This is a genomic window from Siminovitchia jepli (assembly GCF_047228825.1).
GTDB lineage: Bacteria > Bacillota > Bacilli > Bacillales > Bacillaceae_C > Siminovitchia.
In genome coordinates, this window is record NZ_JBFEGN010000004.1 from 66,923 (window position 1) to 89,609 (window position 22,687).

Consider the following 22,687-nt stretch of genomic DNA (forward strand, 5'->3'; position numbering starts at 1 on the left):
GTTTGCCACGGTTTATAATCATCAGTGCTTTTAAAAAGATATTTTTATGGTGGAATAAGAAGGATTTAGAAGAAGTGTGTCGAATAAAGTAATTTACAAAATCAAAAAATCAATAGAAAGGTGTTGGTGTTATTGGAGTTTCAGCGTCCCAATTATGATCAACTGTGGAAAGATGTAATTACCGAATTGTTTGAAGAATTTCTTCTATTTTTCTCCCCTGAACTGTTTGAGCTTGCAGATTTTACTATCCCGCCTCAATTCCTCGAACAAGAGCTCCAAACCATTTTGCCCGAATCCGAAAGCAGCCAGCGTGTCGCCGATAAACTTGTTCAGCTTCAATTGAAAAACGGAGACAATCAATGGGTGTACGTCCATATTGAGGTTCAGGGAGACTATAAAAAGATCTTTCCAAAGCGGATGTTCCAGTCCTTTTACAGGATTATGGACCTTTATGATGAACAAATTTACGCCCTTGCACTGTTCACTAGTGACGATGCCAAGTATAATGCCGATCAATACAACTATGAATTCCTCGGGACAGAACTGACCTACCGTTATCATACCTACCGGATCGCTTCCCAGTCAGAATCCACTCTCCTAAAATCACAAAATCCCTTTGCATTGGCCGTTTTGGCCGGACTGTATGTAATAAAAAGCAAAAAGAATGTCGATAGGAAGTATCAGTACAAACGAAAATTGATGAGATTGCTTTTACAGGATAAAATGATAAGTAAAGAGATGAAACGGGAATATATTCAAAAACTGTTTGTATTCATTGATCATGTTCTCAGGCTGCCGGAGGAAACGGAATGGAGGCTGGTCAATGATCTGAAACCAATTATTCAAAAGGAGGCGGTACAAATGGGACTTTCCATGAAAGATACGTTTTTGGCGAAGTATTATATGAACGAGGGGGAGAAGAAAGGAAAGATTGAAGGAAAGATTGAAATTGCTGTCAGGCTCATGGAAAAAGGGTATTGTGTTGAAGATGCAGCGGACATTACGGGTCTCTCAATCGAGGAGATCAAACGGATTAAGGACAGAAAATAAAACGTCCCTTGAAAAGGAGGGTGCTCAAAGGCACCTCCCCGGGAATTGCCATATACTTGTCGGGGCTGAACAAGGAGTTTCCCCATTTCGTTCAGTCTTGTTCGTCGATACACTTTTGTTCTAATAATGGCCTAAGTGTTCGGATATTTTTGCTGCCGCTTCCTGAATCTTGCGAATAAAGCGGCCCTTCTTTTTATCCGTGATACGGCTTGAATGCCCGACGACCGAAAGGGAAGAAACAACTGCTCCGGTATAGTCGCGGATTGGGGCGGCGATGCTCGTATAGTTTTCATAATAGGCATCTCTTAACAGGCAATAATCGTTTTGCCGGATATCGGAAATAAGGGCAAGAAGTTTGTCCGGGTCTGTCGGTGTACATGGCGTAAAAGAATATAACTTCGACTGGAGCAGCTGGTTGATTGTTCCTTTATCTTGGAAAGCCAATATGCAAAGACCTTCACTCGTACAATGAATCGGATTTTTTCGCCCGATTTGGGTTAACAGACGATCCGGATGCCGGCTTTCCACACGAAACAAATAAACAACTTCCATATTTTCCATTAGGCATATATGGGCGGACTCATCCAATGTTTCCGAGAGCTCTTTTACAATGGGAAGGGCTTCTTTATATAATTCACGGTGGCTGAAAATAACGCCGCCAAGGCTTAAAATGGCCAGCCCCAGGCGATAGTGATTCGTCCGTGGATTTTTGGCGAGAAATCCTTCCTTGACCAGAACAGCAATGACACGATGGGCGCTGCTCTTGGGAAGATTTGTGAGCCGGACAATGTCCGTGAAGCTCAGTTCCTTTTGCTTTGGCGTAAACAGCCGAAGGATTCGCAGCGCATTTGTGACGGAGGATAAGGTGGAACCGCTCATTTTACATCACTTCTTTTTCTCATTTTAATCATGTCCGTCAACTTTTCGGATGCTTCCCAAAGAAGTGAAACATATCTTCTTTGTATTCTTGGCGACGACACCCTTTTTGATAATGCGGTAATGCTCAGGGAAGCCATAACCTTCCCCTTACCGTCATATACCGGAACGCCAATGCCTGTAATGCCGTTACGGTATTCTTGATCGCAGATGACAAAACCATCTACACGTACGCTGTTTAACTTTTTAAAAAAAGTTTCCGGGGAAATAATTGTATTTTTTGTATAAGGACGCAATTGGGTTGAGGCCCGCTCCGCCATCTCCGGTTGAAAAGCCAGGATCGCCTGTCCGGCGCTTGTGCAAAAAGCGGGCTTTCGATTGCCCAAATGAATATAGTCCACAGATGAGTAAGCCCCGTCAATGGTTTGCAGGTAAACAACATCCAATTCTTCCAATATGGCCAAATGGGCGTTCTCCCCGATTGTTTCAACCAGCATGTTTAAAATGGGCACCGCCTCGTTGGAAATGTGGATTTGCGAATTAACAATGTTAACCAATGATAAAATGGAAGATCCCAGGCTGTAAAGATTGGAATGAGGATCCTTATAAACAAACCCCTCAGATGCCAAGGATGACAAAAGGCGATGGGCTGTGCTTTTTGCAATTTGAAGCTTTCTCGAAACGCCAGTTACGCTTATTTCCGGTTCGTCCATCGAAAAGAGCTTCAACACGTGCAAAGCATTTTCCAGGGAAGTTCTTTTTTCTTGTTCCGGCATTTGCTCACCTTTTTCAAAAACTTTGTTTTTTTATCATTTTAAGGCCGGGCTTTTAATTGGTCAAACTGTCCAAGTCGGATTTGCTTTTTCTTTTCGGGTGAAAAAGTACCAGTTTTATAAAGTTTAACATATTAAACGAAGGGATTTGCTGTCCCCGCCCCTCGAGGTCATAACAAAAACTCCGGAGAGTGGGGCCTCCTGCATGTTTTGACTTATTTGCCCGTTCTAGGCGCTTGCGCTTTTCTTTAAACCCTCTCTTTTTTCTTATGCTCATCTTAACTATAATAGAGTGTAAGAGAGGAGTGTTGTTCATGGCTGAAGCCCAAAGGGAAAAAGTAATCAGAAAAATTGAACAGCATTTGCGAAAAACATCGCGGCAGTTGATTAAAATAGATACGGAAGAGCAGGCACTGCAATATTTGAGTGATTCGTTTCGGGCCAAGCTGTACTGTGATTTCGTTGGAGTCGTGTTCGTTGAGGATGACCTGTTTGTTCCAAAGACCTGGAGCGGCAATGTCAATGAAGTGCGGGATACATTTCCGCTAAGGGTGGACCATTGTTCCAAGCAGTTGCTTGAACATAGTTTGACAGACAAAGAGGTCGGTTTAGCAGTCGATGAATGCCAGCTTTTTTCCTTGTTAAAAAAGGCAGGGGTCAAAACATGGTTTACGGTGCCCATCAAGGACGAACTGCATACGTTTGGCTTTTGTATGATCGGCTTTTTGAGTTATGTTCCTCTGCTTGAAATGGGAAAGCATTTTGATGAATTTGGACAGGATGTGGCAGTGGCCATTTCCATGACAAGAAACAGGGAAATGCAGTTAAAAAAGATCGAAGGGATAGAATGGATTACGAAAAACCTTTCCATTGACGCTCCATTTGAGGAAAGTATTGAAGAAATTACCACGAGGGCAGGAAAAGGGACGAATGCCGAATTTGCCTGTATTTATCTATACAATGACTATGACAACTGCTTTATTTACCAACCCCCTTCATACGGAGAAATGAAGGCTCCAAAGCAAGTAAGGATCGAACATAACTACATATTGAAAGAGCACTTCCCATTTTTGGAAAAAACGGGCGGAAACCAAATGACGATCCCGATATCCATGGATTTAAAAACCATCGGCGTGCTTCATGTTGAGCGAAAGCGATCCGGCGTTTTCATGGATGAAGATTTGCAAATATTACGGTTGCTCAGTAATCACATAGCCACCATCCTAGAAAATGCGAGGCTTTACAATAATGAAAAAGAAAACCGAAACCGTTTGCATTTTTTGCTGGAATATCAGCAGGCACTAGTGAAGGAAACCGTCAAACATGAGGGATTCGACGGGATCATTTCAATGCTGGGAGAACTGTTCAATGAATCGGTTGTGTTGTTTGACCGCTTTATGCGGCCATTAACATATACCATGGATCGAGAAGAGGAAGTTCTCATTCCCCAGTTGCGGGCAGAAGCAGAAAAGGCAAGGAGAAAGGTGAACCCCCACATCGTCCTCACGGAATACAGTCAAACTTTTTCCATTTGGCCCATTAACAGTGGAGGCGATTTACTCGGATATTTGGCGGTTCGCATGTCGGGGAATGAATTGAATGATTATGACCAGATCATGATTGAAATGGCCCGAAATATTTGCTCCATCCAATTTATAAAGCAAAAATTGGTGTTGGATGCCACTGAGCAGGCGAAGGAAAACTTCATCAGCAAGCTGCTTGTGGAAAACGTTGAAAATCATGAGAGTATACTGCAATATGCGAACTTGTTTATGTGGGATTTGTACAATCCACATCGTGTAGCACTGCTATCCATTACACTTCGGGAAAATGAGCTGGAAGGATGCAACTTGCTCGAACAGCAAGCAAAAAAAGCCGTTGTTTGGGATTATATTAAAGTTTTTGCAGTGGAAAAAACAAAAGAAATTTTGGCGGCCATGTTTAAAGAACAGTATTTATTCATTGTCCCCGCAGAAAAAGGCGTCCAGGAATTTTGGCCGCAATTTTATAAAGATATTCAAGAAGCAGGCAAAAGAAGCGGCATACATTGTGATATATTACTCGGAGTAGGCGGAAAAACGGACAATTTACATGATTATTATGCAAGCAGCGAGCAGGCGAGACAGGCGCTGAATATTGTACAAAGCCGCTTTAAAGAAAAGGGCTACGCGTTTTTTGAAGAGCTTGGATCCTATACAATTTTGCATCAAATCGATAACGAGAAAACGACCGATTTATTTTTGGAAAATCAGCTTGGCCCTCTGGAAAAATATTCCCAGGGGAAAAATATGGACCTGATTCATACGTTAAGAGTGTATTTGCAAAATAACGGGAACGCAAAAAGTACAGCGGAAGAATTGTTCATCCATCGAAGTTCATTATTATATCGCCTGGAAAAAATAGAATCCTTGCTTGAGTCAGATCTAAGTGATGCTGAAGTGCGCTTCAACTTGCTGATGGCTTTCAAGCTGTATGATATGAGAGGCAAAATGAGCTGAATTCATCATTGTTGGAATAGAGTCGGGATATCCCTGCTTTTGTTAAAATAATAAGAAAGCTAAAGTAACACCTGGAATTATTTCGGGACTCCACACATTTGGCTCAAAAGTGAAATTCAACCCACCTGTTCTTCATAGTTACAATGGAGGATAACGGAAAAGGGAGAGTGGAAACAGTTCGTCGACCGGCGATTGGAATCAATCGGATTGAGGCATATGACGGACAATTTGCTACTTTTAAATACAACTTGGAAAGGTGGTTCATAAAAATGGAGAACTTTTATTTGTTTTTAATTATGTGTATTTTTCTCATCCTTTTACCTGGTCCCGATACTGCTATCGCTACAAAAAATACCCTCACTGTTGGAAGAACAGGAGGATTTAAAACGATGTTGGGTACTTGTTGTGCTTTACTCATCCATACAATGGCAGCTGTTGCGGGTCTTTCAGCAATCATTGTGAAATCGGCTTTATTATTTTCTATCTTTAAATACTTCGGTGCAGTGTACTTAATTTATCTGGGCATCAAGACATTATGGGCACTAAAGAACAAGAAAGCAGAAACCATCACCGAAATGACTTTTGAAAGTAAGTATGAAAGCAAGTCTTGTTTTAAACAAGGTTTCCTTACCAACATCCTAAATCCAAAAGTGGCTATCTTTTTTCTCACCTTCCTGCCGCAGTTCGTTGATTCGGGAAGCAATACTTTTATACCGTTCCTTATAATGGGAATAACTTATTCCGTATTAACCGCCGTATGGTTTTTGTTCTATATCTATTTACTTAACCAGATTAGTGCTTTTATGAAAAAGCCTGGGACCCAAAAGTTTATTGAAGGAATAACAGGTACTATACTGATAGGTTTTGGTGTTAAACTGGCTCTAGAAAAGGCTTATCATTAGAATGATTTTTCAGACCCTTGGATTCTGATCAAGGGTCTTTTCTCGTGCAAGAAAATAGGTGAAACTGATCTCTATTAGGGGCAGCGATCGTAAAGGAAAGATTAAGTTTAGAACAAATGACGAAATCAGAATGATCTTTTCCTACAAAGTGTATGTACATTATCACGATTACAAGTTTTATAATTCAAGTAACACTATCATAGATAAAGAGGAGATGGAATGATGTCAATACAAACAATTGGGATAGTTGGAGCCGGCTCGATGGGAGCAGGGATTGCCAACCTGGCTGCCATAAATGGTTTTCATGTGATTTTACAGGATATCGAAGACCGCTTTTTGGATGGGGCAATGTCCCGGATGGATAAGTTTATGTCCAAAAGTGTTGAGCGGGGAAAAATGACGGAAGAGCAAAAACGGGAAGCACTTGACCGGATTCAAACGACCACAAACCTGGAAGATATGAAAGATGCCGATGTTGTTATTGAAGCTGTCATTGAAAATATGGGGTTGAAAAAAGAAGTGTTTTCGCAACTGGACAAAATCACACGCCAAGATGTGATTTTAGCGACGAATACTTCATCCCTGTCGATCACGGAAATTGCTTCCGCAACAAAACGTCCGGATCGGGTCGCAGGCATGCACTTTTTCAACCCGGCCCAGCTTATGAAACTCGTAGAAGTAGTCCGCGGGTTCGAGACAAGCGATAAGACTGTAGAAGAGTTGAAAGCGCTGTCCGCCCGCTTGAAAAAAGAAGTGGTGGAAGTGAAAAAAGATTCTCCGGGCTTTATCGTCAACCGGATTATGATTCCGCAGTTTATTGAAGCGATCCGCTTGTTGGAGGAAGGAGTGGCTACAGCGGAGGATATTGATAAAGCTGTAAAATTCGGTTTGAACTATCCGATGGGGCCATTTGAACTGCAGGATTTTGCCGGTGTTGATATCGGATACCATGTCATGGAATATTTCCAAAAAGAATTCAATGATTCCCGCTTTGCTCCTCCGCTTCTCATGAAGCAAATGATGAGGGCAGGAAGATACGGGAAAAAGACGGGAGCTGGTTTTTATGACTACAAAAAATAAGGAATGGACCGATTTGGAGTTTTTGCTATATGAAGTGGAAGATCACGTGGCCGTTGTGACAATCAACCGCCCGCCGGTCAATCCTTTGAACACGCAGGTATTCAAGGAACTTTCAACGTTGTTCAGCCAACTGGATGAAGATGACAATGTCCGGGCCATTGTTTTGACAGGAAGCGGGGAGAAAGCTTTTGTGGCAGGAGCGGATATTAATGAAATGGCGGGACTTGACCTTGTAGGCATTAACAAAATGAACAAGGCTTCCAGAAATGTATTTACGCAAATTGAAAACTCCACCAAGCCGGTGATTGCGGCCATTAACGGTTTGGCCCTTGGCGGCGGTTTCGAACTGGCCCTCGCCTGCGACCTTCGGATTGCATCAGAAAAAGCCAAATTTGCCTTCCCTGAAGTGGGATTGGGAATTATTCCGGGCGGTGGCGGAACGCAGCGTCTTCAAAAAATAGTGGGGCAAGGTGTTGCAAAAGAGCTTCTTTACTTTGGCGATATGTTTGATGGAGCCCGTGCCCATGAATTACACATTGTCAACAAAGTTGTACCGGCAGATGAAGTACTGGCCGCAGCAAAAGAGTGGGCAGCAAAACTTGTCCAAAAACCTCCGATTGCACTGCAAATGCTGAAAGTTGCAGTAAATGCGGGAAGCAATACAGACATTGAAACAGGCTTAACGATTGAAAACACATGCTTTGGCAATGCGTTTTCAACAGAAGACCGCAAAGAAGGATTAACCGCCTTTGTTGAAAAAAGAAAGCCTGTATATACCGGACGGTAATGTGAAGGAAGCATCCGGATGTACACCCGTCCGGTCATCCAGAGTGCTTCTTTTTCAACAGATTTTAGAAGGAGTTGAGCGCATGGCAACAAAAAATGCAGGCTTGAAACAATTCCTGGACGGCAACATTCTGCCGGAAGATATTTTTACGCCGGAAGATTTTACGGACGAACATAAAATGATTGCTGATACGGCTGAGAAATTTGTCGTTAACGAAGTGATGCCGGCTTTGGAAAAAATTGAAACCCAGCAATTTGATGAAACGGTCCGGCTTATTAAAGAAGCAGGAGAACTTGGTTTAATCGGAGCGGACATTCCGGAGGAAGCCGGCGGATTTGATCTGGGCAAAGTCAGTGGAGCCATTATTGGTGAGAAAATGTCCTTGGGACGTTCATTCTCCATTACATTTGGCGGACAAACCGGAATTGGCGCACTGCCGATTGCCTACTTCGGAAATCAGGCACAGAAAGACAGATATTTGCCGGAGCTTTTAACGGGAGAAAAAATAGCAGCTTATGCATTGACAGAGCCTTCATCCGGAACAGATGCCATGAGTCTGAAAACAACAGCCGTTTTATCCGAGGACGGCACCCATTATATATTAAACGGCGAAAAGCAATGGATTACCAACTCCGCTTTTGCGGATGTATTTATCGTTTACGCAAAAGTGGACGGAGAAAAAATGACCGCCTTTATTCTTGAAAAGAACTATGAAGGATTGTCTACGAGCCCGGAAGAGAAAAAAATGGGCTTGAAAGGATCATCCACCCGTTCGCTAATCTTGGACAATGTAAAAGTTCCAGCAGAAAATGTGATCGGCGAAATCGGCCGTGGCCATATCATTGCGTTCAATGTTTTGAATATGGGCCGCTTTAAAATTTCTGCATCTGCCCTTGGTTCTTCCAAAAGAGCCATTGAGCTTGCAGCAACATATGCAAATGAAAGAAAACAGTTTGGCCGACCGATATCCTGTTTTACATTAATTAAACAAAAGCTTGCCGACATGACGATCAAAACATATGCAAATGAAAGCGCGGTATACCGAACAGCAGGTGCCATACAGGAAGGCTTTGAGGAAATGAAGGCCAATGGCGGTGAGTACGGAAAAACGATTGCCCGCTTTGCCGTCGAATGTTCCATTAATAAGGTGATGTCAACGGAAGCGCTTGATTTTGTCATCGATGAAGCTGTTCAAATTCACGGCGGTTACGGATACATGGCTGAGTATGAAGTGGAAGCCATTTACCGTGATTCCCGCATCAACCGGATTTTTGAAGGTACGAATGAAATCAACCGGATTATTATCGCATCCACTTTGCTGAAAAATTATAAACCACAAGGTGAAAACAAACTATTGAAGAACGGTCCTCTTCAACAAGAAAAGCAAACCCTCCAGCTTATGAAAGATTACTTTCATTCCACGGTCCAGGCCATTCGGCAGGCAGGACTTGACGATATTAATGAAGAACAGGAAGCAGCAGCGTTTCTGGCCGATCTCGTCATTGCCGTTTATACTGGTGAAAGCGCCGTTTTACGCGCCGAAAAATCCATTGCGAATTCAGGTGAAAAACGCAGTGCCCAGATGATTGATTGTGCTAAAATGTATGTTCATGAAACAGCTCAATGGTGTGCAGTTCAAGGCTTGAATATTCTTAATCATCTTAATAACCATGAATCATTTTCTCACACAGTCGGCCGCCTGATCAGCAGCAGTCCGGACAACATTGTGGAAGTGAAACGCCGTATTGCGGACAGGGTGATTGCAGCTGAAAAATACACTGTTTAACAAAAAGAAAGAGGTGCAAACAATGAGTCAAATTGTACTGATAGAGGGAGCACGGACGCCTTTTGCAAAAATATCCGGATCTTTTCGGAACATTACAGCTACTGAATTAGGGGTCATTGCCGCGAAAGAAGCGATTAATAAATCAGGAATCAGCGCGGAAGATATTGATCAGGTTGTTTTTGGAAATGTTCAGCAGTCCAGCAAGGATGCCCACTTGCTTGCAAGACACGTTGGCTTGAAGTCGGGTACACGTTTGGAAGTACCCGGTGTAACGATTAACCGGGTATGCGGCACCGGAATTGAAGCAATACTGACTGGTGCAAGATATATATTAACCGGCGAAGCGAATGTTGTATTGGCGGGGGGGACAGAAAACATGAGCCAGGTGCCCCATGTAATTCGGGGAATGAGATGGGGAAGCCCGCTCGGCGGCCCTGTTGTTGAGGACTGGCTTTGGGATGGGCTTCTCGATACTAATTGCGGATACACGATGGCCGAAACAGCAGAAAATTTGGCGGAGAAATATCAATTAACACGCGAAGAAGTGGATGAACATGCATTGGCAAGCCACAACCGCGCGATCCGGGCAAGAGATAAAGGATACTTTAAGGAAGAAATTGTTTCGGTAACCGTAAAAGGGAGAAAAGGAGACGAAGTCGTGGACAAGGATCAGCATATCCGCGAAACGAGCATGGAACAGTTGAGCAAGCTTCCTGCCAGATTTGTTGAAAATGGCGTCGTTACGCCCGGAAACGCCAGCGGAATGGTAGATGGAGCCGCAGCGGTTATTATTACTTCCAGTGATTATGCAGAAAAGAAAGGATTAAAGCCAATCGCTCGTCTTGTCTCCTGGGATGTTGTCGGAGTGGAGCCGAAATATATGGGAATCGGTCCGGTTCCTGCCATTCAGGGCGCCTTAAAGAAAGCTGATTTACAGTTGGAAGACTTGTCTTTGATCGAGATCAACGAAGCATTTTCCGCCCAATATTTAGCCTGTCAAAAAGTACTTGGATTTAACCCTGAAATCGGAAACGTAAACGGCGGCGCCGTCGCGTTGGGACACCCATTGGCGGCAAGCGGCACAAGAATTTCCTACACACTCGTCAAAGAGTTAAAAAGAAGAAATGAAAAATACGGTGCATCTGCTGTTTGCATCGGCGGCGGACAAGGAATCGCAGCCATTTGGGAAGTGCTATAAAGCTTTAAAGTTCAAAAAAATCCATTTTAAAAAAAGAATGCTGAGATTCAAGAAAAGCTCTTAGAGAAAACAGGTGAGAAAATGAATCAATTGCAAAAAACGCTTAATGTCAGCCATACATTAAAGGAAACCGCCAGAAAATTTAACAATAGGGAAGCCATTGTGAGCGACGAAAGAAGAATCACCTACGGCGAACTTGAGATTGTCCATGCTGCCGTCATTGGCCTGCCGGATGAGATATACGGAGAAATCTCATGTGCCTGTGTGGTCCTGAAAGAGACATCCTCACTTTTACGGAAAAGCATCTATTCTTTTCCTTTACTTTGTAGGTAGTAGTCCCAATTTACTGTATTTATAATGAATATAAACAATTCAGTCAGGAGAGATGTGTCAGTGGCTTTTCAAACGATAGGTGTTGTAGGCGCCGGTTCCATGGGTGCCGGAATTGCCAATCTTGCGGCAATGAATGGCTTCAATGTGATTTTAAGAGATATTGAAGACCGCTTTTTAGAAAGCGCTTTACAGAGAATGAATACATTTATGGCTAAAAGTGTCGAACGAGGAAAAATGACGGAAGAGCAAAAAGAGGCTACTCTTGGTCGCATTACAACAACGCTCAATCTGGAAGATTTAAAAGACGCAGATGCAGTGATTGAAGCAGTCATCGAAGACATGGAGCTGAAAAAAGAAGTTTTTTCAAAGCTGGATGAAATTGTCAGGGAAGATGTCATCTTGGCGACCAATACTTCTTCCATGTCAATTACCGAAATTGCCTCCGCAACGAAACGTCCGGACCGTGTGGCCGGCATGCATTTTTTCACCCTGCACAATTGATGAAGCTTGTAGAGGTTGTACGGGGATACGAAACAAGCGATGATACAGTAGAACAATTGAAAGCGTTGTCCGGCGATTTAAGAAAAGAAGTGGTGGAAGTAAAGAAAGATTCTCCCGGCTTTATCGTTAACCGCATCATGGTTCCGCAGTTTATTGAAGCGATCCGCCTGCTGGAAGAAGGAGCGGCCGCTGCTGAAGACATAGACAAAGCCGTCAAGTTTGGCTTGAACTATCCGATGGGTCCATTTGAACTGCAGGATTTTGCAGGAGTAGATATAGGTTATTACGTGATGGAATATTTCCAGGAGGAATTCAATGACGCCCGGTTTGCACCTCCGCTTCTATTAAAGCAGATGATGAGAGCCGGGCGGTTTGGCAAAAAGTCCGGTGCGGGCTTCTATGATTATGAAAAATAATGGAGGAAACCAAATGAATTACAACACGCTTTTATGTGAAATCGACAATCATGTGGCAGTTGTTACGATCAACCGCCCGCCGGTGAATCCGCTTAATTCACAAGTGTTCTGCGAATTATCAAATGTATTTGCAAAACTGGACGAGGATGACAGCATCCGTGCCGTTGTTTTAACCGGAAGCGGAGAGAAAGCCTTTGTTGCTGGTGCAGATATTCATGAAATGGCAAGCCTGGATTTGGTGGGAATCAATAAGATGAACAAACTTTCCAGATCCGTTTTTACTCAACTAGAAAACAGCACCAAACCGGTAATCGCCGCTATTAATGGCCTTGCTTTGGGCGGAGGATTTGAACTGGCATTGGCTTGTGACTTAAGAATAAGCTCTGAGAAAGCCAGATTTGCTTTTCCGGAAGCAGGACTTGGAATCATTCCGGGCGGAGGAGGAACGCAGCGTCTTCAAAAGATTGTCGGGCTGGGCGTTGCAAAGGAGCTCCTTTACTTCGGGGCTATGTTTGATGCTCAGCAAGCTTTTGATTTACATATTGTAAACAAAGTTGTACCAGCAGAAGAAGTGTTGACGAAAGCCAAGGAATGGGCACAAAAACTGGCACTAAAGCCTCCTGTTGCATTGCAAATGTTAAAAACAGCCGTGAATGCAGGCAGCAATACAGATATAGAATCGGGTTTGACGATCGAAAACACTTGTTTTGGAAACGCCTTTTCGACAGAAGACAGAAAAGAAGGGCTCAATGCCTTCGTTGAAAAGAGAAATCCGGTCTTTACGGGAAGGTAGTTAGGGAACTTTTTTCTACTTCGACGACTTTAAGGAGGGGCATAAAAAATGGCCTCAGACACAAATCAATTATCGGTTTACAGACTTCTTAAAGAGGCAGAAGCCAAATTTGGACAAAATGAAGCGGTTTATGATCTGACCCACAGGGTTTCCTACAGTCAGCTTTTACAAGATGCAGACCTTATCGCAGCCTCCTTACTGGAAATGGGCTTGAAAAAGGGAGATCGGATTGGAGCGGCACTTCCCAACTGGTACGAAACAGCTGCCCTATTCTTTGCCGTTGCAAAAATAGGAGCGATTCTTGTTCCTTTTAACCCGGTCTATCAATTTCACGAAATTAAATATATTTTGGAGAATTCAAAACCAAAAGCACTCTTTATAACGAAGCGGTTTAACCGGCAAATATTATCGGAGCTCGATTCACCAATATCTTTTGTTATATCTGTTCGATTTAAAGCGGAAGGATTAATCAATTACAACGAATTGCTGATGGGATCTTCGGTCATCGAAGAAACACCCGTAGACGTGAATAATGACGTTTACTGTATTTTGTATACATCGGGAACGACAGGAGTACCCAAGGGAGTCATGATTACCCACCGAAGCGTTGTCCAGTCGGGCAATACCATTGCGGGAGAACTGTATTGTACAAATGAAGACGTTTTTATTATTGCTGCACCATTATTCCATATTTTTGGTATGGCCTGCAATTTGTTCAGTGTCGTTTCGGTCGGCGCCAGAATGGTGTTAAAAGACAAATTCCATCCAAGAGAAATGCTGGAGCTCATTGAACAGGAAAAGGTTACGATTCATCAGGGAGTACCGACCATGTTCCTGAAAGAACTTGCGGTGGAAGACTTTGAACAGTTTGATGTGTCTTCGTTGAGGGCAGGGATGGTGGGAGCTTCACCGATCCCGGCCAATAAAGTCAAAGAAATAAGGGACAGGCTGGGAATGAACCTTTGCCAGTCATATGGCATAACCGAAACGGGATCTGTCACAATGACTCCTTACAACGATAGTGAGGAAAAAATTACAACTACGCTTGGGAAAGCCATCCCCGGCGTAAAACTAAAAATTGTCGATGAAGGAAGAAATGAATTGCCGCCTGGAGAAATAGGCGAAATAGCTATCCACAGCTTCGGAAACATGAAGGGCTATTATCAAATGCCCAAAGAGACTTCGGGCGTCCTTGATGATGAGGGCTGGTTTTACACGGGTGATCTGGGAAAGCTCGATGAAGAAGGATACCTCTATTTTATCGGCCGTGCCAAAGAAATGATTATCCGCGGAGGATTCAATATTTATCCGCAGGAAATCGAAGCTTTGCTCTCAAAACATCCTGCTGTTGATACCCCTGCAGTCATTGGGCTTCCCGATGAAGTACTGGGTGAAATTGTTTGTGCCGTTATCCAATTAAAAAGCGGAGCGGATTGTACGGAAGATGAATTGAAAGAATATTTGAAAGAGAGATTGGCAACTTACAAAATTCCTGAAAAATTTGTGTTTACAAAAGACTTCCCTGTCACGGCAAGCGGGAAAATCCAAAAAATGAAATTACGGGAGCAGCTGGCGGCGAAGGAGGGGGCTTCACTTAACGGTAGACTTTAATCATAATGAAGTGTTTAGAAGCTATATAATTACTAAAAACTAGAAATACAGTAGTAACCGCAAAAAAAATATTTCTAAATCCTAAATAAATGACGGGGGATAAAATGCATTCCCCGTCATTTATTATTTAAACTTCATTACCCAGTAGTTTGTTACTTTTTCATAATTTTTCAACTAAAAATTTGTTCAAAAAATTCGGATATTATCAGCTTTGGATAAATTTATAAAAATATCTAAAAACATTGGTTATCATACAAAGATTTTGGCTATTTTGTACTTTGGCTTTATTTGATAAATTTATATTACATGAAAGGAGGAAGAATAATCAACATCAAACTGAAAGCGATTTCTGTATACTTATTCAATTTTCTCTAAATTTTTGAGGTGTTGTTCCGTGGTAATCCCTAAACAATTTAATAAAGTAACTAATTTTAAAATAACCTAACTCCTGAGCTATTTCGTACACTTTCTTATCGGTTTGCTTTAGCAACAGAGCAGCTCTTTGCATTCGAATGCGGAACAAATAGTCACTTAAATTTTCACCTGTTTGATCCTTATAAAGCTTTGATAGGTAACTTTGATTTAATTTTAGGTGATTGGAAATGGTTTGAAGGGACGCTTTCTCTATATGTTCATAAACAAAGTCATGTACTTTTTTAACCAGCAGTGACTGAGAATTTTGTATCTCTTTATGTTGAGAGCTCTTGAAAATTTCCAGTGTGTCATAAGCCCATTTCTGCAATTGGCTAATCGTGTGGAAGTAATCCAGATTTAACATTTTGTCGTAATTTTCTCCCAGAGCTTCTTTCATTAATTGATTATTTCTGTGTACATAATACGAAAAAGCTCCAGCGATATGAAAATAGGTTTCAAGTAAATGCTCATGCGAATCACGCCAGCAATTGTTCAGTTCCGTAAAAATGGTTTCCAGCTTATTGAAGGCGCTTTTCCATTGGCCTGCTTCTAATAGATGATTAAGCAAAGGCGGGGAATAGATACTGGATAAATGCTGAACACTTTCCAAAGAGGTATGTTCAGAGTCCTTCAGAATGACTTCCTGATCTTCGGATATTTTTTGTCTGAACGCATTAGCCGACTGATGATAAATAGTTGAAAGTTCATCGGGGAAAATACCTGTTTTGCTAATCAGTACAGATAAACTGATGGATAAATAGCGCTTCGCGTAATGTTGAAGCTGCAGTAACCCGCGTTCAACCGGCTCATATTGGAATGTTTCTTCTTCCGGGGTTTTTGCTTTTTGTGAAATCATGACCACCATGTAATCGAAATCATCTATGCAGTAGTATATATTGAAATCGGATTCAAACAGCTCTTTAAGAATATTGTAAATGGCCAATTCAAACAGTGACGTATGATGATGGTTAAATTGCCCCAGTTGATCATCGATCCTGATTAACAATAAACACATTGGGCGGTCAATTGCATCCGAAAACTCCAAAATGTTGGCTGAGCGTAAAAATTGCTTATTCGTCAGTAATTTATCCTTTATACGGCCTCTTAAAAAGTATTTTTGCAATATAGGGAGATGATCTTCAAATGTTATTAACTCCCGTTTTTGATAGATAATATCTGTCCATTTTTTTTCGATATTTTGAATGGTTTTTTCAACCAATGCCAATAAATCCCGGCTGGAGAAAGGCTTGCCAAGGATAAATGCATTGTTGCAGCTGACCATTTGAATGCCTGCGTCATCTAGTAATATGCAAGAAATATAGTTGGCAAAGCGGTGAATCAGTTTTATTAATTCATTACCTCCGGGCAAACTTTCCGGGAAGTGATTGACTATCAAAATATCAATGGGATTTGTCTTGATAATTTCCAAGGCTTTATCTATTGAAAAAGCTTGATGAACGATATTGATTCCAATGTTCTGCCATGGAAGTTTTATAAGCTCATCCTGTGAATCATCAAGATCGTGATTCATGATAAGTAGGTTATGCAAACGATGTCACCCCTCGAAAAATTATGAAACACAGGCAATTACATTATTTGATATAAACATTATATCATTTTAAATTTTTCAACGGAATATAATCAAATCTGCTCTTCAGCAAAATAAATGTGCAAATGACTGTTTTTATTCTTTTTGTTAAATCTGTTTCAAAACCATTCTAATACGATAGCTTTAGAGTAATGAAGGAGGAACTTTTTTGCCGAATCAAGAACTTGCAAATGATTTTACACCGACTGATCATAAGACAGAGACATTTTATGAAGCGCATGAAATGTTTAAGGAAATGCGTGCCAAATGCCCCGTAGCCCATAGTGAAGAGTTTAATGGTTACTGGGCATTGTTCCGATATGAAGACATCGTAAATGTTCTAAAAGACCCAAAAACCTTTGTTACCTCTGTTCAAAATGTGGTTCCAAAGGTAGCAACAACAGGCAGGCGGCCCCCTTTACATTTAGACCCGCCTGAACATACGCCCTATAGACGCACGCTTGATCCGTTTCTTCAAGATGAGAAGATGGAGAAGCTTGAGCCATACGTTCACGATACAATTGTAGAACTGGTAGAAAAATTTTTGGCAAAAGGTGGGGGAGATATCTCGGAAGAGCTATTTCACAAACTGCCGGGATACGTGATGGCACACTTCTTTAACTTGTCACCGGATTTATCAATGAGAATTCGGGAAGTAACAAAACGGTTTGCAGGCTCGTTATACGAAGTGAAAAATGAATCAGTTCAAGAAGCGAGTCTGGAGCTTTACGATATTGCAAGAACACTGATTGATATGCGGAAAGTAAATCCGATGGATCCCGCAGAAGATGTCATCAGTGCTTATATCAATCGCAAATATAAGGGCGAGCCCTTGCCGGATGAATTAATTTTGGGAACCATTCGCCAGTTGATGGTTGTGGGGATGATCGCCCCGGTTGTATTTTCAGGAAGCATGATGTTTCACCTTACAGAGCATCCGGAAATTCAAAATCAGCTGCGAAATGATTTAAGTCTTGTTCCAGCAGCCATTGAGGAATATTTGAGGCTGTTCACTCCTTACAGGGGATTTGCCAGAACGGCAAAACAAGATGTGGAAATTGGCGGCAAAACAATCAAAAAAGATGAGCCAATAGCCATTGTATTTGCCTCCGCAAACCACGATGAATCTGTATTTCCAGACCCTGATAAGTTCATGTTAAATCGTCCCAATATAAAAAAACACATTGCTTTTGGTTTAGGTCCCCATCGGTGTCCTGGAGCACCGCTTGCAAGACTCATGTTAACAATCACTCTGAAAGAGCTTCTTGCCCGTACGAATTATATTGAGAGGACGGGAGAAGTGAAAATGGCCGGCTGGCCCGAGTGGGGAGTGTTATCTTTGCCGGTTAAAATTTCATCATAATGAACAAAAAATTTAACAAAAAAAGGGAGTATATAAGTTATGAAACGAAAAATGATATTATTACTTACAACAGCTTTAGCCCTTATACTGCTGGGGGGCTGCGGAACAAGCAAAAATTCCGGCAGCGGAAACAGCGATAAAGGCGAAGCCAAGCTGGATAAATTTGTCATGGCCTATCTGCCCATTGAAGGTGCTGAAGGTGTCCAGAAAACAAATAAAGAATTTGAAGAAGAACTATCAGAAATTATAGGGGTGCCTGTAGAAGCATTTCAAGCGACAAGTTATAATGCAGCCATTGAAGCCATGAAAAATAAGAAAGCCGATATGGTCATCATGCCTCCGTTTGCCTATATTCTTGGAGCGGAAAGAGCCAATATTGAAGTGATTGCCGGAGTCAAGCCTGCAAAAGGTGTTCAATCCTATATTGTGGTTCCAAAAGATTCGGATATTCAAAAGCTTGAAGATTTAAAAGGGAAAACATTTGGATTTGTTGAACCCTCTTCCTCTTCCGGACATTTGATTCCCAAAACCATGCTAGTCAAGGAACTGGGTATAACAGTAGAGGAGCTGGAAAAAGACTTTTTTAAAGATGTTCAGTTTGCCGGAAATCAGGAAGCAGTCGTCATTGGAGCGGTTAACGGGCAATATGACGCAGCGGCAGTAGCTTCTCCTATTCCGGGTGCATTGGCAGAGCGCGGTGTTATTAAAGAAGATTCATACCGTGTAATAGCTGAATCCGAAGAAACTCCGCCAGTCCCGGTAACAATTCGCTCAGAAATTCCCGATGATACAAAAGCAAAAATAAAAGATTTCCTAATTAACTATGATCAAGGTCCACTGTTTCTGGAGAACCTTTTGGGCATGAAAGAAGCGTCATTTACTGAAGTCACCGACAGCAATTATGATTTCTATAGAGACATATCCGAGTTTTTGGGGATGAGCCCGGAGGAGCTTATGAAATAATAAGAAAAAAGAGGAGGCTTATCTCAAATGCATCATTTGAATACAAAACCGGCCCAATTCCAGCGGAGAAAGATGAAGCGATTTTTATCGCTTATCTTCTTTGCTGTCGTTGTTTTTATGGCCATGCGCTATGTTAGCTTTAATTTTGTTGAACTATTTCAAAGTATTCCGGCTTTCATCACCTTTATTTTCGTGGATTTTTTTCCTCCCAATGTTTCCGATATTAAAGATTATGCAAAGCCAGTTCTTGACACTCTTTTTATAGGTGTAGTCGCCACCTGCATTTCCTCTTTTTTGGCTATGGGTGCCGGATTGCTTATGGCCCATAATACTACACCTCATCCTGTCATTCGTTTCGTTTCTCGTGGAATTGTCACATTCTTTCGGAGCATCCCATTTCTTCTGTGGGCATCGGTATTAGTAATTATTTTGGGTGTCGGTGTATTGCCGGGAATGATTGGCCTCATTTTGTTCGGCAGTGCATTCCTGGCCCGCGTGTATGCGGAATCAATTGAAGAAATCAGTTCTGAATCACTGGAAGCCCTTGATGCGGCCGGGGCGACCTATGGGCAAAAAATAAAGCATGCCATTATTCCGCAATTTTTGCCCAGTTTTATCTCTTGGACGTTGTTTATGTTCGAGATTAATATCCGTGCCTCGGCCATATTGGGTATTGTAGGGGCAGGCGGTGTAGGCATATTAATAAAGCAGACAATGGATCTCTTTCAATACAGCAAGACAGCCACGGTCATAACCATTATGATTGTCCTCATCCTGACAGTGGAATTTATTACTAACCGTTTAAGGGAGCGATTAATTTAATGATGGAAGGTAAGTATGCAGCCAATTCTCCCGATATTCATCAATTACTTGAGTCAAAAAAGAAAATATCAATTGCCCATAAACAAACTCAAAGACAACAAAGAATTTTTTTTATCAGTATATTGATATTGTTTGTGATTTCACTTTCTTTTATTAAGGTGGATTTTCAAGCGGTTTCAAAAGGAATGGAGCGCATTCCGGCCATTCTGAGCGAGATGACTCAACTCTCTCTCTCTAATCTTAGTGATTTAATGGCCGCAATGCTGACAACGATTGTGATAGCTTTTTTGGCGGTCCTTTTCAGTTTGGTCGTTTCATTTTTTCTTTCTTTTCTGGCAGCCAATAACACAACTCCAAATAAGGCATTGGGAATGTTTATCAGATATTTTGTCATGATTATCAGGTCGATTCCCACTCCTATTTGGGTGTTGATTGCGGTAGCCAGTATAGGATTCGGACCGATGGCTGGTATTATTGGCCTGCTTTTTCCAACCACTTCTTTTCTCGTAAAAGCATTTACTGCTCAAATTGAGGAAGAGGGGGAAGATGTAATAGAAGCGATTCAATCAGTGGGGGGCACCTGGTGGCATGTCATTTTTAAGGGACTGGTACCAACCTTATTTACGGGGTTAATTGCAACCCTTGGTGTTCGTTTTGAACTGGACGTACATGAGTCCGTTATTCTGGGCATGGTTGGAGCAGGCGGAATAGGTTATTTATTGCAAAGCTACATTCAATATTATCACTTTGCCAACTTAACACTCGGTATTCTGCTCGTTTTTATTACGATGTTTTTATTGGAGCTATTTATCAATCAAATTCGAATTCGTATTGGAAACAGATAAATGGAGAGAGGAAAAAACATGGAAACAATATTAAAAATACGAAATTTGGTCAAGCGATATAATAATGAAACATTGGCTTTAAACGGAATCAGTTTGGACATATCCAACGGAGAGTTTATATCGGTTATCGGTCCCAGCGGTGCAGGAAAATCAACTTTTCTGCGCTGCCTTAACCGCTTAATCGATCCAACGGAAGGTACAATTGACTTTTTGGATTATAGCGTTGAAAAGGCGAATAAAAAAGAACTCCGAAAAATAAGAGCGAAAATTGGAATGATCTTTCAGCACTATAACTTAGTTTCCCGATTAAGTGTCCTTGAAAATGTCCTGCATGGACGTTTGGGATATATGAGTTCTTTTGCCGGCATCTTTAATTTGTACAGAGAAGAGGATAAAAAGGAAGCAATTGAGTGGCTTTGTAAAGTAGGACTGGAAAAAGAAATTTATAAAAGGGCAGATGAGCTGTCCGGCGGACAAAAACAGCGGGTTGGTGTTTGCAGGGCCCTGGCTCAAAAACCAGAACTGATACTGGCGGATGAACCAATCGCATCTCTGGACCCAAAGTCATCAGCTACGGTGATGGATACAATTCATAAAAACTGCAAGCAATTAGGTATCGCGTGCCTCGTAAACCTTCACCAGGTAGAGGTTGCCAAAAACTATTCAACGAGAATTATTGGAATAAAAGATGGAAAAGTGGTTTTCGATGATGTTCCGGAAAAGCTTACAGATCAAATGATTAAATATATTTACGAAGGAAAAGAAAGTGAAATGTATCAAAAGGCAATCCCTTGATATGTTGTAAAATGGGCGCGGGCTATTTACAAGGTCCCGCCTCTTTCTTTTCGATTGGGTGGATGAATTTATGAAATCGGTTGAGAAAAAATGGCTGTTAAACACTTTCTTTATTTCCTTATCGGGAGCCGTTTTGTTTTATTTATTGCATTTTCCAATTCCGTGGCTGCTTGGACCGCTTGTTACCATATTGATTGTAAAGTCTGCCCTTAAAAAGCCGCTATATTGGCATCCAACGCTTCAATACGCAGGCTTGGCCATTATCGGATATATGCTGGGCTCTTCTTTTACTCCCGATAACGGATATCAAATTCTTTCCCACCTGCCGTCCATGGTGTTCATAACAGTGTTTTCAATTCTCTTTAGTTTATTAATGGGGTACTTTGTTGCATTAGGGTCAGGGATTAGTGTGCGTTCAGCAATCCTTGGCAGCATTCCGGGCGGCCTTTCCCAAATGGTTGCATTAAGCGGTGAAATAAAAGGAGTCAATACGTCAACTGTTGCAACGATGCAGATAATCAGGATCCTTTTTGTCATTTTTATCGTCCCTTTTTTAGTCATTCATGGAATGGCAGGAGAAAAAGAATACTATGATTTAGTCATAAAGAGCAGCGGCAGCTTGGAAGGCATTCCCTTTAAGGTGCCATGGTACAGCTATCCCATCACCTTTTTCGGATTATGGGTAGGTATTCGAACGGCTATTTTCTTAAAATTTCCCACACCATATTTGACGGGGCCGATGATGGCTGCGATCATGCTGACACTTTCAGGGATTCCGATATCCCCGCTTCCAACTATAATTTTGATTATGGGACAATTGTTTTTTAGTACATATTTAGCTGTTCAAATGGATTTAAGTGAATTAAGGAATAACTGGAGCAAGCTGTTGCTATATGTCATTATCTCATGCCTTTTGTTAATTTTATTTTGCTTTGGAATAGCTGTTTTGTTAACCAAATGGAAAGGTCTTGAAATGGTTTCAGCCTTTTTAAGTACAGCTCCTGGCGGTTTGGATGTGATGGGGATCACTGCGAAAGAAGTGGGTGCAAACTTGCCCTTAATAACCGCGTACCAAATGTTCAGGATGTTTTTTATCATATTAGTTGTGCCGCCTGTATTAAAACTCATCATGAATCGAAAAAAAGCCAAAAAGCCTGCAAGTTTGGGTAAATCATAAGTTTACAAGGAAAGAGATTTTTTTAAATTGACAGGAAAAAATTGTCTGGCTCCCCCAAAAAAAGGGGGGACACCTCTTTTTGTGGGAGTATTCGAACCTCCTCTATTCTAATACAA

General features: G+C 41.7%; 19 protein-coding genes and 2 pseudogenes. 18 read left to right on the forward strand and 3 right to left on the reverse strand.

The annotated features are described in order from the left end of the window. Positions 1 to 132 precede the first annotated feature (132 nt). Positions 133 to 1,050, forward strand: a complete 918-nt coding sequence (locus AB1L08_RS03885) for an RpnC/YadD family protein (protein WP_413063366.1) — start codon at positions 133 to 135, stop codon at positions 1,048 to 1,050. A gap of 120 nt (positions 1,051 to 1,170) precedes the next feature. Here AB1L08_RS03885 and AB1L08_RS03890 read toward each other — a convergent pair whose 3' ends face one another. Together AB1L08_RS03890 and AB1L08_RS03895 are read right to left on the reverse strand one after the other, a co-directional pair. Beyond that, positions 1,171 to 1,929 carry an IclR family transcriptional regulator gene (locus AB1L08_RS03890; RefSeq protein ID WP_413063367.1) on the reverse strand — a complete coding sequence of 253 codons (759 nt, stop codon included), beginning with the start codon at positions 1,927 to 1,929 and terminating at the stop codon, positions 1,171 to 1,173. Further along, entirely contained in the window at positions 1,926 to 2,702 is a 777-nt protein-coding gene (locus tag AB1L08_RS03895) for an IclR family transcriptional regulator (protein WP_413063368.1), read from the reverse strand. The genes AB1L08_RS03890 and AB1L08_RS03895 overlap by 4 nt, the downstream gene beginning before the upstream one ends. 311 nt (positions 2,703 to 3,013) lie before the next feature. Between AB1L08_RS03895 and AB1L08_RS03900 the strand changes: the two genes are divergently transcribed. The 11 genes and pseudogenes from AB1L08_RS03900 to AB1L08_RS03945 all read left to right on the forward strand — a co-directional run bounded on the left by AB1L08_RS03900 (position 3,014) and on the right by AB1L08_RS03945 (position 14,604). Further along, the gene (locus AB1L08_RS03900; RefSeq protein ID WP_413063369.1) at positions 3,014 to 5,197 is read left to right on the forward strand and encodes a helix-turn-helix domain-containing protein; all 2,184 of its coding nucleotides are present in this window, start codon (positions 3,014 to 3,016) and stop codon (positions 5,195 to 5,197) included. Positions 5,198 to 5,249: 52 nt separating this feature from the next. Beyond that, positions 5,250 to 5,442 (forward strand): annotated as a pseudogene (locus AB1L08_RS22550) (hypothetical protein); the annotation flags it as partial. 24 nt (positions 5,443 to 5,466) lie between these two features. Next, the gene (locus AB1L08_RS03905; RefSeq protein WP_413063402.1) at positions 5,467 to 6,099 is read left to right on the forward strand and encodes a LysE family translocator; all 633 of its coding nucleotides are present in this window, start codon (positions 5,467 to 5,469) and stop codon (positions 6,097 to 6,099) included. Positions 6,100 to 6,321: 222 nt separating this feature from the next. Continuing rightward, complete coding sequence (locus AB1L08_RS03910; protein ID WP_413063370.1) at positions 6,322 to 7,179, forward strand: 3-hydroxyacyl-CoA dehydrogenase family protein; 858 nt, start codon at positions 6,322 to 6,324, stop codon at positions 7,177 to 7,179. After that, complete coding sequence (locus AB1L08_RS03915; protein WP_413063371.1) at positions 7,163 to 7,966, forward strand: enoyl-CoA hydratase/isomerase family protein; 804 nt, start codon at positions 7,163 to 7,165, stop codon at positions 7,964 to 7,966. The genes AB1L08_RS03910 and AB1L08_RS03915 overlap by 17 nt, the downstream gene beginning before the upstream one ends. An 82-nt stretch (positions 7,967 to 8,048) precedes the next feature. Then, positions 8,049 to 9,752, forward strand: a complete 1,704-nt coding sequence (locus tag AB1L08_RS03920; protein WP_413063372.1) for an acyl-CoA dehydrogenase FadE — start codon at positions 8,049 to 8,051, stop codon at positions 9,750 to 9,752. A gap of 22 nt (positions 9,753 to 9,774) precedes the next feature. Next, positions 9,775 to 10,950, forward strand: coding sequence for an acetyl-CoA C-acetyltransferase (locus AB1L08_RS03925; protein WP_413063373.1), 1,176 nt, complete (start codon positions 9,775 to 9,777; stop codon positions 10,948 to 10,950). Positions 10,951 to 11,031: 81 nt separating this feature from the next. Further along, positions 11,032 to 11,283 (forward strand): AMP-binding enzyme, encoded by a 252-nt coding sequence (locus AB1L08_RS03930; RefSeq protein WP_413063374.1) that lies wholly within the window; start codon positions 11,032 to 11,034, stop codon positions 11,281 to 11,283. Between the two features lie 60 nt (positions 11,284 to 11,343). Then, positions 11,344 to 12,200 (forward strand): annotated as a pseudogene (locus AB1L08_RS03935) (3-hydroxyacyl-CoA dehydrogenase family protein). A gap of 13 nt (positions 12,201 to 12,213) precedes the next feature. Next, positions 12,214 to 12,993, forward strand: coding sequence for an enoyl-CoA hydratase-related protein (locus tag AB1L08_RS03940; RefSeq protein WP_413063375.1), 780 nt, complete (start codon positions 12,214 to 12,216; stop codon positions 12,991 to 12,993). A 48-nt stretch (positions 12,994 to 13,041) separates the two neighbouring features. Then, positions 13,042 to 14,604: a class I adenylate-forming enzyme family protein gene (locus AB1L08_RS03945; RefSeq protein ID WP_413063376.1), complete on the forward strand. Its 1,563-nt coding sequence runs from the start codon at positions 13,042 to 13,044 to the stop codon at positions 14,602 to 14,604. Positions 14,605 to 14,965: 361 nt separating this feature from the next. Here AB1L08_RS03945 and AB1L08_RS03950 read toward each other — a convergent pair whose 3' ends face one another. After that, the gene (locus AB1L08_RS03950; protein ID WP_413063377.1) at positions 14,966 to 16,567 is read right to left on the reverse strand and encodes a response regulator transcription factor; all 1,602 of its coding nucleotides are present in this window, start codon (positions 16,565 to 16,567) and stop codon (positions 14,966 to 14,968) included. Between the two features lie 208 nt (positions 16,568 to 16,775). Between AB1L08_RS03950 and AB1L08_RS03955 the strand changes: the two genes are divergently transcribed. From AB1L08_RS03955 to AB1L08_RS03980, 6 genes are all read left to right on the forward strand, one after another. Beyond that, entirely contained in the window at positions 16,776 to 17,969 is a 1,194-nt protein-coding gene (locus AB1L08_RS03955) for a cytochrome P450 (RefSeq protein WP_413063378.1), read from the forward strand. Between the two features lie 39 nt (positions 17,970 to 18,008). Continuing rightward, positions 18,009 to 18,932, forward strand: coding sequence for a phosphate/phosphite/phosphonate ABC transporter substrate-binding protein (locus AB1L08_RS03960; RefSeq protein WP_413063379.1), 924 nt, complete (start codon positions 18,009 to 18,011; stop codon positions 18,930 to 18,932). 27 nt (positions 18,933 to 18,959) lie between these two features. Continuing rightward, the gene (gene phnE / locus AB1L08_RS03965) at positions 18,960 to 19,754 is read left to right on the forward strand and encodes a phosphonate ABC transporter, permease protein PhnE (RefSeq protein ID WP_413063380.1); all 795 of its coding nucleotides are present in this window, start codon (positions 18,960 to 18,962) and stop codon (positions 19,752 to 19,754) included. Beyond that, positions 19,754 to 20,599 (forward strand): PhnE/PtxC family ABC transporter permease, encoded by an 846-nt coding sequence (locus AB1L08_RS03970; RefSeq protein WP_413063381.1) that lies wholly within the window; start codon positions 19,754 to 19,756, stop codon positions 20,597 to 20,599. Before phnE ends, AB1L08_RS03970 begins: the two co-directional genes overlap by 1 nt. A gap of 18 nt (positions 20,600 to 20,617) precedes the next feature. Next, positions 20,618 to 21,394, forward strand: a complete 777-nt coding sequence (phnC, locus tag AB1L08_RS03975; RefSeq protein WP_413063382.1) for a phosphonate ABC transporter ATP-binding protein — start codon at positions 20,618 to 20,620, stop codon at positions 21,392 to 21,394. A 70-nt stretch (positions 21,395 to 21,464) separates the two neighbouring features. Further along, complete coding sequence (locus AB1L08_RS03980; protein WP_413063383.1) at positions 21,465 to 22,571, forward strand: AbrB family transcriptional regulator; 1,107 nt, start codon at positions 21,465 to 21,467, stop codon at positions 22,569 to 22,571. Positions 22,572 to 22,687: the final 116 nt, after the last annotated feature.

Bases quoted from the DNA above. Each gene is read 5' to 3' on its own strand.
- AB1L08_RS03890 (WP_413063367.1), bottom strand. From the start codon at position 1,929: ATGAGCGGTTCCACCTTATCCTCCGTCACAAATGCGCTGCGAATCCTT.
- AB1L08_RS03895 (WP_413063368.1), bottom strand. From the start codon at position 2,702: ATGCCGGAACAAGAAAAAAGAACTTCCCTGGAAAATGCTTTGCACGTG.
- AB1L08_RS03900 (WP_413063369.1), top strand. From the start codon at position 3,014: ATGGCTGAAGCCCAAAGGGAAAAAGTAATCAGAAAAATTGAACAGCAT.
- AB1L08_RS03905 (WP_413063402.1), top strand. From the start codon at position 5,467: ATGGAGAACTTTTATTTGTTTTTAATTATGTGTATTTTTCTCATCCTT.
- AB1L08_RS03910 (WP_413063370.1), top strand. From the start codon at position 6,322: ATGTCAATACAAACAATTGGGATAGTTGGAGCCGGCTCGATGGGAGCA.
- AB1L08_RS03915 (WP_413063371.1), top strand. From the start codon at position 7,163: ATGACTACAAAAAATAAGGAATGGACCGATTTGGAGTTTTTGCTATAT.
- AB1L08_RS03920 (WP_413063372.1), top strand. From the start codon at position 8,049: ATGGCAACAAAAAATGCAGGCTTGAAACAATTCCTGGACGGCAACATT.
- AB1L08_RS03925 (WP_413063373.1), top strand. From the start codon at position 9,775: ATGAGTCAAATTGTACTGATAGAGGGAGCACGGACGCCTTTTGCAAAA.
- AB1L08_RS03930 (WP_413063374.1), top strand. From the start codon at position 11,032: ATGAATCAATTGCAAAAAACGCTTAATGTCAGCCATACATTAAAGGAA.
- AB1L08_RS03940 (WP_413063375.1), top strand. From the start codon at position 12,214: ATGAATTACAACACGCTTTTATGTGAAATCGACAATCATGTGGCAGTT.
- AB1L08_RS03945 (WP_413063376.1), top strand. From the start codon at position 13,042: ATGGCCTCAGACACAAATCAATTATCGGTTTACAGACTTCTTAAAGAG.
- AB1L08_RS03960 (WP_413063379.1), top strand. From the start codon at position 18,009: ATGAAACGAAAAATGATATTATTACTTACAACAGCTTTAGCCCTTATA.
- phnE (WP_413063380.1), top strand. From the start codon at position 18,960: ATGCATCATTTGAATACAAAACCGGCCCAATTCCAGCGGAGAAAGATG.
- AB1L08_RS03970 (WP_413063381.1), top strand. From the start codon at position 19,754: ATGATGGAAGGTAAGTATGCAGCCAATTCTCCCGATATTCATCAATTA.
- phnC (WP_413063382.1), top strand. From the start codon at position 20,618: ATGGAAACAATATTAAAAATACGAAATTTGGTCAAGCGATATAATAAT.
- AB1L08_RS03980 (WP_413063383.1), top strand. From the start codon at position 21,465: ATGAAATCGGTTGAGAAAAAATGGCTGTTAAACACTTTCTTTATTTCC.